Annotated in this window: 8 protein-coding genes; 4 read left to right on the top strand and 4 right to left on the bottom strand. The window is 52.7% G+C overall.

All coding sequences use genetic code 11. The features are described 5' to 3' along the window. The first annotated feature begins 43 nt into the window (after positions 1-43). Together CRP01_RS14280 and CRP01_RS14275 are read left to right on the top strand one after the other, a co-directional pair. Positions 44-2,128, top strand: coding sequence for a Na+/H+ antiporter NhaC family protein (locus CRP01_RS14280; RefSeq protein ID WP_099150742.1), 2,085 nt, complete (start codon positions 44-46; stop codon positions 2,126-2,128). A gap of 202 nt (positions 2,129-2,330) precedes the next feature. Next, on the top strand, positions 2,331-3,968 hold the full coding sequence (locus tag CRP01_RS14275; RefSeq protein ID WP_099150741.1) for an apiosidase-like domain-containing protein: 1,638 nt from the start codon (positions 2,331-2,333) through the stop codon (positions 3,966-3,968). 7 nt (positions 3,969-3,975) lie between these two features. Here the strand turns inward: CRP01_RS14275 and CRP01_RS14270 are convergent, their stop codons facing one another. The 3 genes from CRP01_RS14270 to mutS all read right to left on the bottom strand — a co-directional run bounded on the left by CRP01_RS14270 (position 3,976) and on the right by mutS (position 8,609). Further along, positions 3,976-5,007, bottom strand: coding sequence for an endonuclease/exonuclease/phosphatase family protein (locus tag CRP01_RS14270; protein ID WP_143473387.1), 1,032 nt, complete (start codon positions 5,005-5,007; stop codon positions 3,976-3,978). Positions 5,008-5,208: 201 nt separating this feature from the next. After that, complete coding sequence (gene dapB / locus CRP01_RS14265) at positions 5,209-5,925, bottom strand: 4-hydroxy-tetrahydrodipicolinate reductase (RefSeq protein ID WP_099150962.1); 717 nt, start codon at positions 5,923-5,925, stop codon at positions 5,209-5,211. A 23-nt stretch (positions 5,926-5,948) separates the two neighbouring features. Beyond that, entirely contained in the window at positions 5,949-8,609 is a 2,661-nt protein-coding gene (gene mutS, locus CRP01_RS14260) for a DNA mismatch repair protein MutS (RefSeq protein ID WP_099150739.1), read from the bottom strand. Positions 8,610-8,743: 134 nt separating this feature from the next. Here mutS and CRP01_RS14255 point away from each other — a divergent pair, with 134 nt between their 5' ends. Both CRP01_RS14255 and CRP01_RS14250 read left to right on the top strand, forming a co-directional pair. Continuing rightward, positions 8,744-10,540: a sodium:solute symporter family protein gene (locus tag CRP01_RS14255; protein ID WP_099150738.1), complete on the top strand. Its 1,797-nt coding sequence runs from the start codon at positions 8,744-8,746 to the stop codon at positions 10,538-10,540. Positions 10,541-10,668: 128 nt separating this feature from the next. After that, positions 10,669-11,316: a hypothetical protein gene (locus CRP01_RS14250; protein ID WP_099150737.1), complete on the top strand. Its 648-nt coding sequence runs from the start codon at positions 10,669-10,671 to the stop codon at positions 11,314-11,316. A gap of 161 nt (positions 11,317-11,477) precedes the next feature. On the opposite strand, the gene CRP01_RS14245 is transcribed toward CRP01_RS14250, so the two are convergent. Beyond that, positions 11,478-17,543 (bottom strand): Ig-like domain-containing protein, encoded by a 6,066-nt coding sequence (locus tag CRP01_RS14245; protein ID WP_099150736.1) that lies wholly within the window; start codon positions 17,541-17,543, stop codon positions 11,478-11,480. Positions 17,544-17,560: the final 17 nt, after the last annotated feature.

Genomic DNA, 17,560 nt, shown 5'->3' with positions numbered 1-17,560 from the left:
TCTTCGTTTATTGTAGCACTTTACCAAATTGCCGGCTTACCGTATGAGATATTACTTGCTACTCTTGTCCGTAATTTTTTTCGTTTCCTCCTTAACCGCCCAATCTGAAACCGACAGCCTCCCGGCTCAGGACAGTATACCCGTCCAGATTGCCGAACCGGCTGCCCCAATTGCCGAGGCCGAACCGACGCCGGTGAACGATATCTCACTGCAGGCGGACGGCGAACAGGTCATCATTGTCGCAGAAGGTACGAACGGCCCCGGTCGTTTGCTCCTGAACGAAGAAAGCGTGGATCTCGATTTCTCCAACGGCCGTGCTATACTCTCCCGGGAAACTTCTCCCAAAGGTGAGCTGCTCTTGTTTCAAACGAACGATAAGTCCTATAGTTTATACCATGTCGCCCAAAAGAATGACCGGACGTTGCGCATCCGACATATTCCCCTCTGGCTCTCCATTTTACCACCGCTTATTGCCATTGTGCTGGCGCTTATTTTTCGTGAAGTGGTGATCTCCCTCTTCGTCGGGGTCTGGGTAGGCGCTTTTATCGCCGGGGGTATACGCCTGGAATCCCTCTACTATTTTCTGCTTTCTTTTCTGGAAGTCGTCCAGGTTTACATTATAAATGCGCTGAACGACAGCGGCCACCTCTCGGTACTGATCTTTTCGCTGCTCATCGGCGGCATGGTAGCGGTCATCTCCCGTAACGGCGGGATGGCCGGCGTGGTTCAGTCCCTAACCCGCTACGCCCGTTCTCCCAAAAGTTCGCAGTTCATCACCTGGGTTTTGGGAGTCGCGATCTTTTTTGACGATTACGCCAACACCCTGATCGTAGGCAATACTATGCGGTCCGTTACGGACAAATTTCGGGTATCCCGGGAAAAACTGGCTTACATTGTAGATAGTACGGCCGCTCCGGTGGCCGCGGTGGCCTTCATCACGACCTGGATCGGTGCAGAACTGGGATACATCGACGACGGCATCAGCCAGTTGTCCGGGTTTGATACCAGTCTGACCCCCTACGCGATCTTTATCAGTTCCCTGAAATATTCATTTTATCCCATCCTGACCCTGTTGTTCATATTGATGCTGATCTACACCCAACGGGATTTTGGCCCGATGTTAAAAGCCGAACAACGCGCCAAGGATACGGGTGAAGTCAGAGCAATCGGATTAGAAGAAACCGGAGAAGATCTGGAAGATCTCAGCCCCGTGCCGGGTGCACCGCTAAAATGGCACAATGCCGTGATCCCGGTAGCCGTCGTCATCCTGATGACGATCTTCGGCTTGGTGGATACCGGTATGAGTTCTTCCTTCAGCGCCCTGGCGGACGCCGGTGCCGCTCCCGCATCCCAGAGTTGGGGAGCGGTCTGGGGAGCGCTCGGAGGCATCACGCCCATGGATAACCCGGGCTTTTTCATGAAATTAGGTACCCTTATCGGCAATGCCGACTCTTACGTTGCCCTCTTATGGGCATCTCTTTCCGGAGTGACCGTCGCCATCCTCATGACGCTGATCGGTAGGATCATGAAACTGGGCGAGGCCATCGGTACGCTTACCACCGGTTTCAAAACCATGTTGCCCGCACTGATCATCCTGACCCTGGCCTGGTCCCTGGCGGCCACAACCGATGATCTGCATACCGCTACTTACCTGACTTCTTCCCTGGCCGATAGTCTCAATCCGTATCTGATGCCGGTGATCATTTTTATCCTTTCGGCACTGATATCCTTTTCGACCGGCTCCAGTTGGAGTACGATGGCGATCCTCTACCCGATTGCCATTCCGACTACCTGGGCGATCGGAATTGCCCAGGGTATGGAACCGGGGCTGGCAATGGAATTATTATTGAACGTCATTGCCGTAACCCTCGCCGCTTCCGTACTGGGTGACCACTGTTCACCGATCTCGGATACGACTATTCTGAGTTCACTGGCCTCGGATTGTAACCACATCGATCACGTGCGTACCCAATTGCCCTACGCCCTGACGGTCGGTGCAGTGAGTCTGGTGGCTAATGGCATTTCTACCCTGCTCGGTGGCGGATGGCTGATCTGCTTCATTATCCTGCTGGCCAGTATCGCGGTGCTGTATCTGATCGTACTGAGAGTTGGAAAAGTAAAACAATAAGGTGGGGAGCTTTTAAGATCAAAAATTGGATTATTCCGATCTTGTATTTGCACTGGTCAGCCCTTTTCGGCTCTGACTGCAAGGATATCTGTTTCCTTTGTAGCAAGATACCCATCCCGGGATTAGCGGTAATGGACAGCCTGTGATTTTGCGTCTTTTGATCTGTTAGTATTCCGGACCTTATATCAAAGTCATTACCGCTATGCGCTTATCCATCCTCCTGTTTTTCCTTTTGAGTTTCTTCCATTTATCCGCTCAGGATGCAGATGCTTATCCCATTTGGGGTAAAGTAGAATTGAATTTCCAGAGCAACCGCGCGTACGACAATGTCCTCTACGACGTGCGCGAATTCCGTACTACCTTCACCGCTCCGTCGGGTCGCACTTTCCAGCTCGACGGTTTCTGGGACGGCGGGACGGACTGGCGGGTCCGTTTTTGTCCGGATGAAACGGGAGTATGGACTTATCAGACCAGTTGCTCGGACAAGGAAAATACCGGCCTGCACGATCAAAAAGGTACCTTTACCGTCATTGAAAACAGTAGTTCGCTACCGCTCTACAGAAAAGGAATGATCGGGGTAAGTAAAGGAGCCTACCATCTTACTTACGGAGACGGCACACCCTTTTTCTGGACGGCCTGTACCGCCTGGAACGGTGCGCTTAAATCCACTCCGGAAGAATGGGATCGCTATCTGACCCAAAGGAAAGAAAACCATTACAATGTCATTCAGGTAGTGACCACGCAGTGGCGCGGTTGCGAGCGCAATGCCGAAGATCAGGTAGCCTTTACCGGAAGTGGGCGGATCCAGCTCAATCCGGACTTTTTCCGGCGGATCGACGAACGAATTGATGCCATCAATGAACACGGTCTCGTGGCTTCTCCGGTATTACTCTGGGCCCTGCCCTTCGGCAACGGGCGGGAACTGAGCCCGGGCTATTATCTCCCCAAACAGGAGGCGGTGCTGCTCGCCAAATACATTGTAGCCCGGCTCCAGGGCAACCACGTCATCTGGACACTCGGTGGCGACGGCCGGTATACGGATGATTTTGAGCAACGCTGGAAATACATTGGTCGCGAAGTATTCAGTGAAAACACCCAGGCTCCGGTGACCCTGCATCCGCACGGACGATCCTGGATCGGGGAACTGTATGAGGATGAAGCCTGGCTCGATATCATAGCCTACCAATCCAGTCACAGCAACGCCAAAGGCACGGTTGACTGGATCACCCAGGGTCCCATGGCCAACCAATGGGATCGCATCCCGGCCCGGCCATTGATCAATATGGAGCCGAACTACGAAGAGATCAATTTTCGGATCACGGCCGAAGACGTACGCAACGCATCCTACTGGAGCATTTTCGCCACGCCGATCTCCGGGATCAGCTACGGCGCCAACGGCATCTGGCCCTGGATCCAGACCGCCGGTGAACTGATTGAAAATCACGGCAACCCCGACGGCCGCGGCCCCTCTACCTGGGACGAGAGTATGGAATTTCCGGGGAGTAAACAGATCGGCCTCCTTTCGGCTTTTATCCAGGAGTACGATTGGTGGACTTTAAAACCGGCCCAGGAACTCCTCATCCAGCAACCCGGAACGGAGACGTTCAATGCCTTTATTTCCGTAGTGAGCGACGACCGAAAAGAGCTTATTTTGGTCTATACACCAAAAAATCAGGCTTTTTCGCTGCGGCTGGCGGCGGCCAATGCCTACCGCGCCCGTTGGTTCGATCCTCTGACCGGACAGTACCGGCAGACCGGAATAAGTTCATCCGACCGGGGGCGCATCGGCTTTACACCACCCAGGGACCAGGATTGGGTACTGGTGCTGGAAAAACAGTAAAGGGAATTTATTGAAGATCCACGACCATTTTCACCGGCTGGTGATCGGAGTATTCGAAATCCAGATGAATGGTGTTCACCTCTTTGACACTCACATTCGGGGAGACCAGGAAGAAATCGATCAGGGTTACGAAGGTATCACCCGGCTTATAGGGTGTTTTGGTTTTCCGATTGGTGGGATAGGTTGCATCGTAGATCCATAGCCAGTCTCCCGGAAAAAAGAGTTCGGGAATGTTGATCTGCGTGTAGCCCTGGGCCCGGCCTGGCATATATCCGTCAAAACGAAAATAGGGCGGGCACATATTCCAGTCCCCTCCGGCAATTACGTAATTTCCTTTTTCGTATTCTTCCAATAATAATTGCCGGAGCAGTTCCAACTGCTGTTCTTTTAAGGCGCCATCCGCATCGTAGGCGGAATTGTGCACATTCACCACGATCAGTTCCCTGCCGTTCTCCGTTGGGTAGCGTTGCCAGTTCAGACAGCGGTCCAGTGAAAAGACCCGGGTGGGCCAGGAAAAATTACCGGGGAGTTGAATGCGGGTATTTTCGTGAGGCTGGTTGCGGGAAAAACTGGCCAGGCCACTGTGTGCTTTTCCGTAGGCATGCCAGGGTTCGAAGACCGGAATGGGGACATAGGGTACCAGGAAATTTTCGGCGTATACACCGGAATAATCCTCGAGAACGCTACCTACTGCCTGTGTCTGATTAATGTAATGACTCCGGCGCGAACTCAGGTCAACCTCCTGTAACAGATAAAAATCACTATCCAGCGAATCGATCACCTTCAGGATGCCTTCCACATTTTTGTCCACCAGCGACCGGGGGGTGCGGGTATTTTTTCCACCCGAAAAAAAGAAACGGCCATCATCATAAAAAAAGTCGGATTCGCGGCCGAGACCACCGAAGCCCAGGTTCCAGATGGAAAAAGAAAGATCGGATATCGGGACCGTGGGACAATCATTATTCTGGAATGGAATAAGCGCCAGGCGCTTTTCGGGCTGATAGTCATTCAAGCTACCGTAGATAAGCAGACCTGTCAAATAGAATACGATTGGCATACCCAGCCATAGGATAGTCCGTCCTAGCAGATGTTTAAATTGGGAGCTATTCATAGTTTTTGGTCTGGAAAATTTGGGTCTTCCGGAGAATAAAGATAGTAGTTTTTTAAAACTGGGTTAAAACCTGAGAATAGTTGCACCCTACTTGTCTGCGAGACCGTGTGAGTAACAGCGGCTACCGGTCTAGTAGCCCAGAAGATCAGACATGCCGAAAAAGCCCTGTTTGCCAACTATCCAGGTGGCGGCCGAAAGGGCTCCTTTCGCAAAGCCTTCCCGGGAATGGGCTTCGTGTTTGATCGTTATGGTATCTACGGAGGAATGGTAATTTACGATATGGGTACCCGGCACCATTCCTTCACGTTTTGAGGTAATCGGAATTTCGCCGGCCTGCGGCTCTTTTCCTTCCACCCATCCCGATTTCTGCTCCAGATTATCCAGTAATCCTTCGGCCAGCGTAATGGCCGTACCGCTGGGTGCATCCAGTTTTTGAGTATGGTGGATCTCTTCCATATCTACCGTATAATCCGGATGCGCATTCATCATTTTGGCGAGCTGCCGGTTCAAAGCGAAGAAGATATTGACGCCGATACTAAAATTGGAAGCGTAAAACAGGGCTCCCTGATGCTGCTCCACCAGGGCTTTGGCTTCGTCCAGACGATCCAGCCAGGCGGTGGTACCGGCCACCACGGGCACGCCGCTTTCCAGACAGGCACAGATATTATCAAAAGCACTGTCCGGCTGACTGAATTCGATGGCCACATCGGCTTTCTTCAGGTTCTCCGGCGTACGGTCGGCAACATTGTCTTTGTCGATTTTCAGAACGATCTCGTGGCCGTCAGCGGTAGCTAACTGATCAATCGTTTTCCCCATTTTGCCGTATCCCAGCAGTGCGATCTTTATAGTTTTGGTGCTCATTAGCTCGATTAATTATCTTCTTGCAGTATGTTGATCAATTCGTTTAATTTCATCATGCAGTCGATGGGCGTCATCCGGTTCAGGTCCAGTTCCTGGATCACCTCTTTGAGCTTTCCGGCGGTCGGATCCACCGTTTCGAAAATACTCAACTGATATGCATCCGCCGCCGCGATCTGTCCGGTATCCACCTTTTGCGTTTTAACCCCATCGGGTGATTCCAAACCATTTTCAATCGATTTTTGTTCCAGCTGCGCCAGAATATGGGCAGCCCGTTCCACGATACTGCGCGGCATGCCCGCCATACTGGCCACGTGAATACCGAAACTATGCTGCGAACCACCGGCCGTCAGCTTTCGCAAAAAGATCACCTTTTGCCCCACTTCCCGCGTGGCGATGTGGAAGTTCCGGATCCGGGGAAATTTATTGGCCAGTTCGTTGAGTTCGTGGTAGTGCGTGGCGAAAAGGGTCTTCGGACGGCACTCCCCATTATTGTGCAGAAATTCGGCAATGGACCAGGCAATGGAGATGCCATCGTAGGTACTCGTACCCCGGCCGATCTCATCCAGCAGGATCAGGCTTCGGTCGGAGATATTGTTCATGATGCTCGCCGTTTCGTTCATTTCCACCATGAAGGTAGATTCTCCGGAAGAGATATTGTCCGACGCGCCGACCCGGGTGAAGACCTTATCGACCATGCCGAGGCGGGCACTGGCCGCCGGCACAAAAGACCCCATCTGGGCCATCAGACTGATGAGGGCCGTTTGCCGCAACAGTGCGGATTTACCGGCCATGTTCGGCCCGGTGATCATCAGGATCTGCTGTTCTTCATTATCCAGGAATACGTCATTCGGCACGTAACTTTCTCCGATGGGCATCATCTGTTCAATCACCGGATGACGTCCGGCCTGGATATCGATCGCCAGGGAGTCATCCATTGTCGGACGGTGGTACTGGTTTTTCCGCGCTACCTTGGCGAAAGACAGCAGGCAGTCGATGCGGGCCATCAGGGCCGCGTTATGTTGTACCGGCCGGATATAATCCAACAGGAAAATGACCAGCTCTTCGTACAGTTTTTCTTCCAGTTCCAGACTCCGTTCCTCCGCGCCGAGGATTTTGGCTTCCAGTTTTTTCAGTTCATCGGTGATGTAGCGTTCCCCATTGGTGAGGGTTTGCTTCCGCGTCCATTCCGGCGGCACCTGATTTTTGTATTTATTGGTAACTTCCAGGTAGTATCCGAATACGTTGTTGAAGCCGATCTTCAGGCTATTGATGCCCGTGCGCTCCACTTCGCGTTGCTGGATGTCCAGCAGGATGTCTTTGCTGTTCTGGATGATATTGCGCAATTCGTCCAGTTCCTCGTGGTAGCCGTCGGCGATCACCCCACCTTTGGAGAGGTTTACGGGCGGATCTTCGATGATGGCCTGGGCGATCTTTTCCTTAAGGTCCGGGCAGGGCTTTATGCCTTCGGCGATCTTCACCAGATCATCATTACCGGTAGCGCCCAGAGATTCCCGGATCGGCACCAGCACCGACAGGGCCCGTTTCAACTGTACTACCTCCCGGGGATTGATCTTACCCATAGGTACTTTGGCGATCAGGCGTTCCAGGTCACCCATCTGTTTCAACTGATCAGTAAGTTCCCGGTCCAGGTCGGTATGGATCAGAAAGTAATCAACGATATCGTGGCGGGCTTCCACCTCTGCGCGATTTTTCAGCGGCAGTACTACCCACTTTTTCAGCAGGCGGGCCCCCATCGAAGTCACGGTCTGGTCCAGAATATTGATCAGGGGCACGCCCGTATCGTGGGGCGAATAGATCAGTTCCAGGTTCCGGATCGTGAATCGGTCCAGCCAGACGTAGCGTCCGGCCTGAATACGGCCGATCGCACTGATGTGTTTGATGTTCTTATTTTCGGTGGTGGCCAGATAGTGGAGGACCGATCCGGCCGCGATCTGGGCCAGCGCCAGGTCTTCCACGCCGAAGCCTTTCAGACTGGTAACGGCAAATTGCTCCAGCAGTTTTTCCCGCGCGTAATCTTCGGTAAAGATCCACTCGTCCAGGTGGAAGCTATAGAATTTATCCCCAAACTGTTGCTCAAAGGCCTTCTTCCGGTCCTTGGAATAGAGCACCTCCGCGGGTTTGAAGCTTTGCAGTAATTTATCGGCGTATTCGCGGGTACCTTCGCAAACGAGGAATTCCCCGGTGGAAATATCCAGGAAAGCGAGTCCGTACAGATCATTGCGGCCAAAAGTGACGGCGGCCAGGTAGTTGTTCTGTTTGTGGTCGAGCAGTTTGTCGTCCATGGCGATCCCGGGCGTGACCACTTCCGTTACGCCCCGCTTGACGATCTTCTTTTGCGGAGAAGGCTTCTCCAGCTGCTCGCAAATGGCGACCCGAAACCCGGCTTTCACCAGTCGGGGCAGGTACAGATCCATGGAATGATGCGGAAAACCGGCCAGTTCGATATCACTGCCGCCGTTGTTGCGGCTCGTCAGTACGATCCCCAATACCTGTGATGCTTTTACCGCATCTTCTCCAAAAGTTTCGTAAAAATCCCCTACCCGGAACAACAGTATCGCATCGGGATACTTGTTCTTCACCTTAAAATACTGTTGCATCAAGGGGGTTACCTTCTTAGGTGCCTTCTTCGTTCCACTCTTCCTGGCCATGTATCGATAAAATTAAGTCTGTTTTGGGCATGAGCAAAGATAGAGGCTCAGCACTAATCTCACAATTTTTTTTAGTGGCAGGACCACTTAAGTGGCAGAACCACTATATTAGCCCGAATAAACACAGAACCCATATGAATTTTTCCAGCTTAGATTGGTCGATCATCATTGCCTTTTTTGCCGTTTCCCTGGCCGTCGGATTAATCGTTTCCCGGAGGGCCGGTTCCAGCGCTTCTGAATTTTTTCTTTCCGGGCGGAACATGCCCTGGTGGTTGCTGGGGGTGTCCATGGTAGCCACGACTTTCTCTTCCGATACGCCCAATCTCGTTACCGGTCTGGTGCGGGAGAACGGGGTGGCCGGCAACTGGGGCTGGTGGGCCTTCCTGCTGACGGGTATGCTGACGGTGTTCGTCTTCGCCAAGCTCTGGCGGCGCTCCGGTGTCATGACGGATATCGAATTTTACGAATTGCGCTACAGCGGCAAACCGGCCGCCTTTCTACGGGGCTTTCGCGCACTTTACCTGGGTCTTATTTTCAATGTACTGGTGATGGGTACCGTTTCGCTGGCAGCCGTCAAATTCGGTCAGATCATGCTCGGGTGGCCGGGTTGGCAAACGCTGCTGATCGCCGGTTCGATCACTTTGGCCTACAGTGTGATCGGAGGACTGAAAGCGGTGATCATTACGGACTTTGTGCAGTTCGTCCTGGCCATGATCGGCTCCATCTGGGCCTGTATTTATCTCGTAAATTTACCGGAAGTCGGTGGTCTCGACGGGCTCTTTACCCACGCCGAGGTCAGCAGTAAACTAAGTCTGCTTCCCGATTTCTCCAACCCCTCGGTTTGGGTGCCGGTTATTCTGGTGCCGCTGGCCGTCCAGTGGTGGGCATCTTACTACCCCGGTTCTGAACCCGGTGGTGGCGGATATATAGCCCAGCGGATGTTTTCCGCCAAATCGGAAAAAGGCGCCATTCAGGCTACCCTGTTTTTCAACGTGGCGCACTACGCACTGCGCCCCTGGCCCTGGATCCTGATCGCTCTGGCATCTATCGTCGTCTTCCCGGAGCTCAGTGATATTCAGGCAGCTTTCCCGACCCTTTCGGACGATAAGCTGGGACACGACGTTGCCTACCCCGCTATGCTGACCTTATTGCCATCCGGCCTGTTGGGGCTGGTAGCCGCTTCGCTGATCGCGGCTTTTATGTCTACCATATCCACCCAGCTCAACCTGGGTGCTTCCTACCTGGTGAACGACTTTTACCAGCGTTTCATCAACCCGGATGCCAGTGAAAAGCAACTGGTGTCTACCGGACGCTGGATCACTTTGCTGACCATGATCCTCGGGGTTGGACTGGGACTGGTGCTGACCGATGCGACCCAGGCCTTCAATTTGCTGCTGCTTCTGGGAGCCGGTACGGGTCTGATCTACATTCTCCGTTGGTTCTGGTGGCGCATCAACGCCTACACCGAGATCATCGCTATGGTGAGCTCCATATTTATTGCGGGTTATTTCACCTTCCTGCACGATCGAATTGGCTTTTTCCCGCTGGAGGATTGGCAAAAAACCATACTGGGCGCGGCGCTGACCACCGGTATCTGGATCGCTTCCACTTACCTGACCCCGACTACCCATACGGAGAAGTTGTTTGATTTCTACCGACTGATCAAACCGGCTGGTCCCGGCTGGAACCACGTTGTTGACCAGGCGAAAGCCCAGGGCGTCAGCTTACCGGAAGTAAACGGACAGCTACCGCTGGAGATCCTGTGTATGTTCGTGGGGTGTATTACGGTTTACGGTGCTCTTTTCGCAACCGGGTTCTGGATCTACGGCGAGACCACTTCGGCCATCATTGCTTCCGTAGTGGCCCTGGGCGGTGGTGCCTTTTTGTTCAGTGTGTGGAAAAAATTACGCACCCAAATGGATATCAACTAAGCTACCGATCAATTTACAGGGAGTGAGTAGGGAGCCTGCGTCCGCTGGTGTCGATGCGCCCTACTTACTGCCGCTTTCCAGAAGAGGTTAAATGACCTGATTTATTGATGTTATGATTTTCGGACGGGATGGGCAAGAGCGTTGAAATCGGATACAATACCGTGCTGTGGTCGGCACTTTTTCTGATCCTGGCTGGTCTGGCGGCGTGTAATACCCGGACCATCGAATACGAGGTCCTGCCGCTGCACCACGATCTGGGAGAATTCCATCTTCGCAAATCTGTTTATTTCGATACCATTAGTCAGTGGACCCACGAACTGGATTGCGAATGTTGCCACCAACGCAAAGTGCGGCTCAGCAATCGCGAATTTCCATTACTCCAGGAGAAAAGCTGGAAGTATACCCAGCCGGATTCCAATATGCAGGTTACCCTTATCCAGGCGGAAAGAGCCCAGTGCGATACTGCTTTTAAGATCGATTTCCCGGAAATGAGCGCCCAGATGAAGTACGTCAATGGTCTCTACTTTGAATACCCGACCTGGGTGTACCGGCAATTTGAAAAAGTGGATGGGCACGATTTCATTGTGCTGGGATGGGAGATAAAAAAATACCGTCGATACGATAATCAGAATCTCCAGCGCCTGCTGGCAATTACCAGTATTGATGGTAGGAAAGTAACGCTGGATTTTGACTGCCGAAGTAATGATTGCGGGAATTTTCTGCGCAGGTCTTTCTGGCTGCTGCAAAGGATGAAGATCAAATTACCCGAAGAATAGCTACCGGTTACTTACCGGCACATCGTACCCATCCATGGTTCTGATGGTATAAAAAATAGGCAGGTGAACGATACCTCCCGTTCACCCGCCGTAAAAATTTCCAATTGGTTAATTAAAGCAAGTAGCCACTTGCGCTTTGAGGTCTAGTAACTCAATCAGATCTAATCAATTACAATCAACTTTCCCTGGTAAGTCCTTTCACCCGAAGTAAGCAGGTAAATGTACGTACCGGCGGGAAGGTCTGCTACGTTGAAATTGACTGTTGTCTGTAATCCTTTGGTCACTTCTGCATCGAAAACACGTTGGATCCGATCTCCCATCAGATTGAAGATATCCAGGGTAGCATTGGAAACTTCTTCCTGAATGGTGAAATCAAAAGTGATCTGGGTAGACGTTGGGTTCGGGTATGCCCGAATTTCCGTTTGCTCGTCAAAGATCCGGGAATCCGTACTGCTCCGCTGTCCGATGTTACTGATGAGCAGGGTACCGTTGCAACTGCCACAGTCGGCCGTGTCATCATTACACAGTATGCCGTTGTTGTAACTGTCCAGACATTTGGCCAGACAAACCGCTACATCGTACAGGGCATCGTGTGGTTTGAGGTATTTTCCAGTTCCGTCGAAACCGATCTCACACAGTAGGGCAACTCCGGCCTCTGCGGCATCCACCGCTTCCGGACAGGTTTCGGCACCGGCAGCAAAGTTCAACTGGGCAGCCAGCAGGTGCATAGCCAGGGTATAGGCAGGATCACTTGCCTGTTTGCGGCCTCTTTCCAGTTCGCGCTGATCCAGAATATTCGCCGCATCTTCACAGCTGGTCAGTTCAAAACCGCACCAGCTGATGCCGGGATCATCCAGAATTTCATCCAACATCGGATACTTTTCGCGGTCATCACCCTGTTCGTTACCACCGGAGCAGCTACTCCAGTTTTTCCAGAAACCGGGGGTTCTCGGCTGTAGATCGCCACCGACATTGACGGCCTCCACTTCTACCGTAACGGTAGCCTGATCGCAATCGCCATTGGCATCGCAGATCTCGTAGGTAACGTAATCGAAGCCGATGAAACCGAAGTTTGGAGTATACACGATAAAGTCATCCGTCGGATCATTCGGCGTACCGTTGTTATCCACGGTGGCCGTACCGTTGGCTCCGTTGCTGACGATGGAAATCGCACCCGTAGCCGGGCCTTCACCACCGAAGTCGTCATTTGCTACTACATTGATGCTCACCGGAGTATCTTCATCCGTCGTAGCCATATCGTCTACGGCCGTTGGCAGATCATTCACCGGATCAACCGTTACGCTTACTGTCGCCTGATCGCAATCGCCGTTGGCGTCGCAGATCTGGTAGGTGAAGCTGTCACTGCCGTTGAAATTCGCATCTGGCGTGTAGGTAATGAAGTCATCCGTCGGATCGTTCGGCGTGCCGTTGTTATTCACACTGGCCGTACCATTGCCGCCGTTGCTGACGATGCTGATCGCGCCCATGGACGGACCGTCACCACCGAAGTCGTCGTTGGCCAGTACATCGATATCCGTGGACATATCTTCGTTCACCGAAGCAACATCCGCATTGGCCGTCGGCAGGTCATTCACCGGATCAACCGTTACGCTTACCGTGGCCTGATCGCAATCGCCGTTGGCGTCGCAGATCTGGTAGGTGAAGCTGTCGTTGCCGTTGAAATTCGCATCTGGCGTGTAGGTAATGGAATCATCCGTCGGATCGTTCGGCGTGCCATTGTCATTCACACTGGCCGTACCGTTGCCACCGTTGCTGACGATACTGATCGCGCCCATGGAAGGACCGTCACCACCGAAATCGTCGTTGGCCAGTACATCGATATCCGTAGACATATCCTCGTTTACCGAAGCAACATCTGGATTAGCCGTCGGCGTATCGTTCACCGCACCGACATTCACCATTACAAATGCATTGTCACAATCGCCATTGCTGTCGCAGATCTGGTACTCGAAAGTATCGTCACCTGTGAAGTTCGCATCCGGGGTGTAGACGATGGAGTCGTCCGTCGGATCATTCGGCGTACCGTTATCATCAACACTAGCGGTACCATTAGCCGCATCGGTTACCACGGTAATCGCGCCCACGGACGGGCCGTCGCCACCGAAGTCATCATTCGCCAGTACATCAATAGCCACCGGGATATCTTCATCCGTGCTGGCTACATCATCGTTGGCGATGGGTAGATCATTCACCGGATTGATCGTAACACTCACTGTAGCCTGATCGCAATCGCCATTGGCGTCGCAGATCTGGTAGGTAAAGCTGTCACTGCCGTTGAAATTCGCAGCCGGCGTATAAATGATGGAATCATCCGTCGGATCATTCGGCGTGCCGTTGTTATTGACGGTGGCCGTGCCGTTGCCGCCGTTGGTCACGATACTGATCGCACCTACGGAGGGGCCGTCGCCACCGAAATCATCATTCGCCAGTACATTGATATCCGTGGACATATCCTCGTCTACCGATGCTACGTCATCATTCGCGATGGGCAGATCGTTCACCGGGTCAACCGTTACGTTCACCGTGGCCTGATCGCAATCACCGTTGGCATCGCAGATCTGGTAGGTGAAACTATCGCTGCCGTTGAAATTCGCAGCCGGTGTATAGATGATGGAATCGTCGGTCGGATCGTTCGGCGTGCCGTTGTCGTTGACACTAGCCGTACCATTGCCGGCGTTGGTCACGATGCTGATCGCGCCTGTGGAAGGACCGTCACCACCGAAATCGTCATTCGCCAGTACATCGATATCCGTAGACATGTCCTCGTCTACCGATGCGATATCGTCATTCGCAGTCGGGGTGTCGTTTACCGCACCGACGCTAACCGTAACTATTGCATTGTCACAATCGCCATTGCTATCGCAGATCTGATACTCGAAAGTATCATCACCCGTGAAGTTTGCATCCGGGGTGTAGACGATGGAGTCGTCGGTCGGGTCGTTCGGCGTACCGTTGTTATCGACACTAGCGGTACCATTAGCCGCATCGGTCACCACGGTGATCGCGCCCACGGACGGGCCGTCACCACCGAAGTCGTCATTCGCCAGTACATTGATATCCACTGGTACATCTTCGTCCGTACTCGCAACGTCATCATTAGCGATGGGCAGATCGTTTACCGGATCAACCGTTACGCTCACTGTCGCCTGATCGCAATCGCCATTGGCATCGCAGATCTGGTAGGTAAAGCTGTCGCTGCCGTTGAAATTCGCAGCCGGCGTATAAATGATGGAATCATCCGTCGGATCGTTCGGCGTGCCGTTATTATCAACACTAGCTGTACCGTTCACACCATTGGTCACGATACTGATCGCTCCTACGGATGGGCCGTCGCCACCGAAATCGTCATTCGCCAGTACATCAATATCCGTAGACATGTCCTCGTCTACTGATGCTACGTCATCATTCGCAATGGGCAGATCGTTCACCGGATCAACCGTTACGCTCACCGTAGCCTGATCGCAATCGCCGTTGGCGTCGCAGATCTGGTAGGTGAAGCTGTCACTACCGTTGAAATTTGCAGCCGGTGTATAGATGATGGAATCGTCGGTCGGATCGTTCGGCGTGCCGTTGTCGTTGACACTAGCCGTACCATTGCCGGCGTTGGTCACGATACTGATCGCGCCCGTGGAAGGACCGTCACCACCAAAGTCGTCGTTAGCCAGTACATCAATATCCGTAGACATGTCCTCGTCCACCGATGCGATATCATCATTGGCAGTCGGCGTATCGTTTACCGCACCGACGCTGACCATAACCACAGCATTGTCACAGTCGCCATTGCTGTCGCAGATCTGATACTCGAAAGTATCATCACCCGTGAAGTTTGCATCCGGGGTGTAGACGATGGAGTCGTCGGTCGGGTCGTTCGGTGTGCCGTTGTTATCGACGCTAGCGGTACCATTAGCCGCATCGGTCACCACGGTGATCGCGCCCACGGAGGGACCGTCACCACCGAAGTCGTCATTCGCCAGTACATTTACATCCACCGGTATATCTTCGTCCGTACTCGCAACGTCATCATTAGCGATCGGCAGATCGTTTACCGGATTGACCGTTACGCTCACTGTCGCCTGATCACAATCGCCGTTGGCGTCACAGATCTGGTAGGTAAAGCTGTCGCTGCCGTTGAAATTCGCAGCCGGCGTATAGATGATGGAATCATCCGTCGGATCGTTCGGCGTACCGTTGTTATTGACGCTAGCCGTGCCGTTGCCGCCGTTGGTCACGATACTGATCGAACCTACGGAGGGGCCGTCGCCACCGAAATCGTCATTCGCCAGTACATTTATATCCGTAGACATGTCCTCGTCTACCGATGCTACGTCATCATTCGCGATGGGCAGGTCATTCACTGCACCGATGCTCACGGCAACCAAAGCGTTATCACAGTCTCCGTTACTGTCACAGATCTGATATTCGAAATTATCATTACCCGTGAAATTCGCATCTGGCGTATAGGTGATGGAATCATCGGTCGGATCGTTCGGTGTGCCACTGTTATTTACCGTGGCCGTGCCGTTGGCTCCGTCGGTCACGACGGTAATCGCACCCACTGACGGGCCGTCACCACCGAAATCATCGTTAGCCAGCACATCCACATTTACCGGAACGTCTTCATTGGTATTGGCTACATCATCATTGGCGATGGGCAGATCGTTCACCGGGTCAACCGTTACGTTAACGGTGGCCTGATCGCAATCACCGTTGGCATCGCAGATCTGGTAGGTGAAACTATCACTGCCGTTGAAATTCGCAGCCGGCGTATAAATGATGGAATCATCGGTCGGATCGTTCGGTGTGCCGTTGTTATTAACGGTGGCTGTACCGTTGCCGGCATTGGTTAAAATGCTGATCGCACCCACGGATGGGCCGTCGCCACCGAAGTCATCGTTGGCCAGCACATTGATATCGGCAGACATATCCTCATCCACCGAAGCGATGTCATCATTCGCGATGGGCAGATCGTTCACCGGATTAATGGTTACGCTGACCGTCGCCTGGTCGCAGTCGCCGTTGCTGTCACAGATCTCGTAGACAAAACTATCGCTACCGTTATAATCGGCATTCGGCGTATACACTACAAAATCATCCGTCGGATCGGTAGGTGTACCATTGGTATTCACGCTGGCCGTTCCATTGGCACCGTTGGTTACGATACTGATCGCTCCATTCGATGGACCGTCCGCACCAAAATCGTCGTTTGCCAGTACATTGACATTGACCGGAATATCTTCATCGGTAACCGCAACATCATCAACCGCATCCGGGAAGGCATTGACATCGTTCACCGTGATCGATACGGTCGCCTGATCGCAATCGCCGTTGCTGTCGCAGATCTCGTAGACAAAGCTGTCATTTCCGCTAAAGTTCAGCGCCGGGGTGTAGGTAATGAAATCGTCCGTCGGATCGGTAGGCGTACCATTATCATTGACAGCGGCGGTACCGTTAGCCGCGTTGCTGACAATGGTGATCGCAGAATTGGACGGACCGTCATCGCCAAAAGTATCATTGGCCAGGACATCGACATCCACCGGTACGTTCTCATCCGTACTGGCAATATCGTCCACGGCATTCGGCGTAGCTTCCAGCTGGATCAACGGACAGGCATAAGAAGAACTGCCGGGATCATTGCCGTCGTAAAAGTCTACCGCCGAGGCATCATTAAGACTGACCGACATCTGGTTGTTGAAGTTCGCCCCCAAAGAATTGATGATCGACTGCTGAATAGCGCTGTTGTTGGTCAGCACCTCTACCCTACCGTCAATACAATCATTGGGTAATGAGAAGGAGAACAATAATATGGGTTCGCCGGAAACCGTGCTTGGGCTCGGCGAGTTCTGAAGTACAACCTGGTAAACGTCATTGCCCTGGAGGTCATTGGGGTCCTGGCCGGTACTTCCGTAAAGGGAAGGGGTCAGGACCTGGGCGACCCAGGTACCCGTTACGTTTACAAAATTCCCGCTGCTGGGCAATGGAGGGATGGAGGGATCCGTCAATGTTCCTTCGGGTAGGAGGAAGCTAAACACAGCAGTAGAGATCGTTACATTTGTAGAGGTAAAGTCAGGGTAGGCTACGGCCGTTATCTGTGTCGGATCACCCGGATCCTGTATAAACCCGTAGGTAACGCCCTGACCGGAGAGGTTGCCAAACAATAGTATCGCCGGCAACAACAGGACCAATCGGAAAATATATCGTAGATACATAAATGTGGGTTATTTGA

The organism is Flavilitoribacter nigricans DSM 23189 = NBRC 102662, from assembly GCF_002646595.1.
Classification (GTDB): domain Bacteria; phylum Bacteroidota; class Bacteroidia; order Chitinophagales; family Saprospiraceae; genus Flavilitoribacter; species Flavilitoribacter nigricans.
The sequence above is the reverse complement of the archived record's forward strand: the minus strand, read 5'-3'. Positions and strand labels throughout refer to the sequence as shown.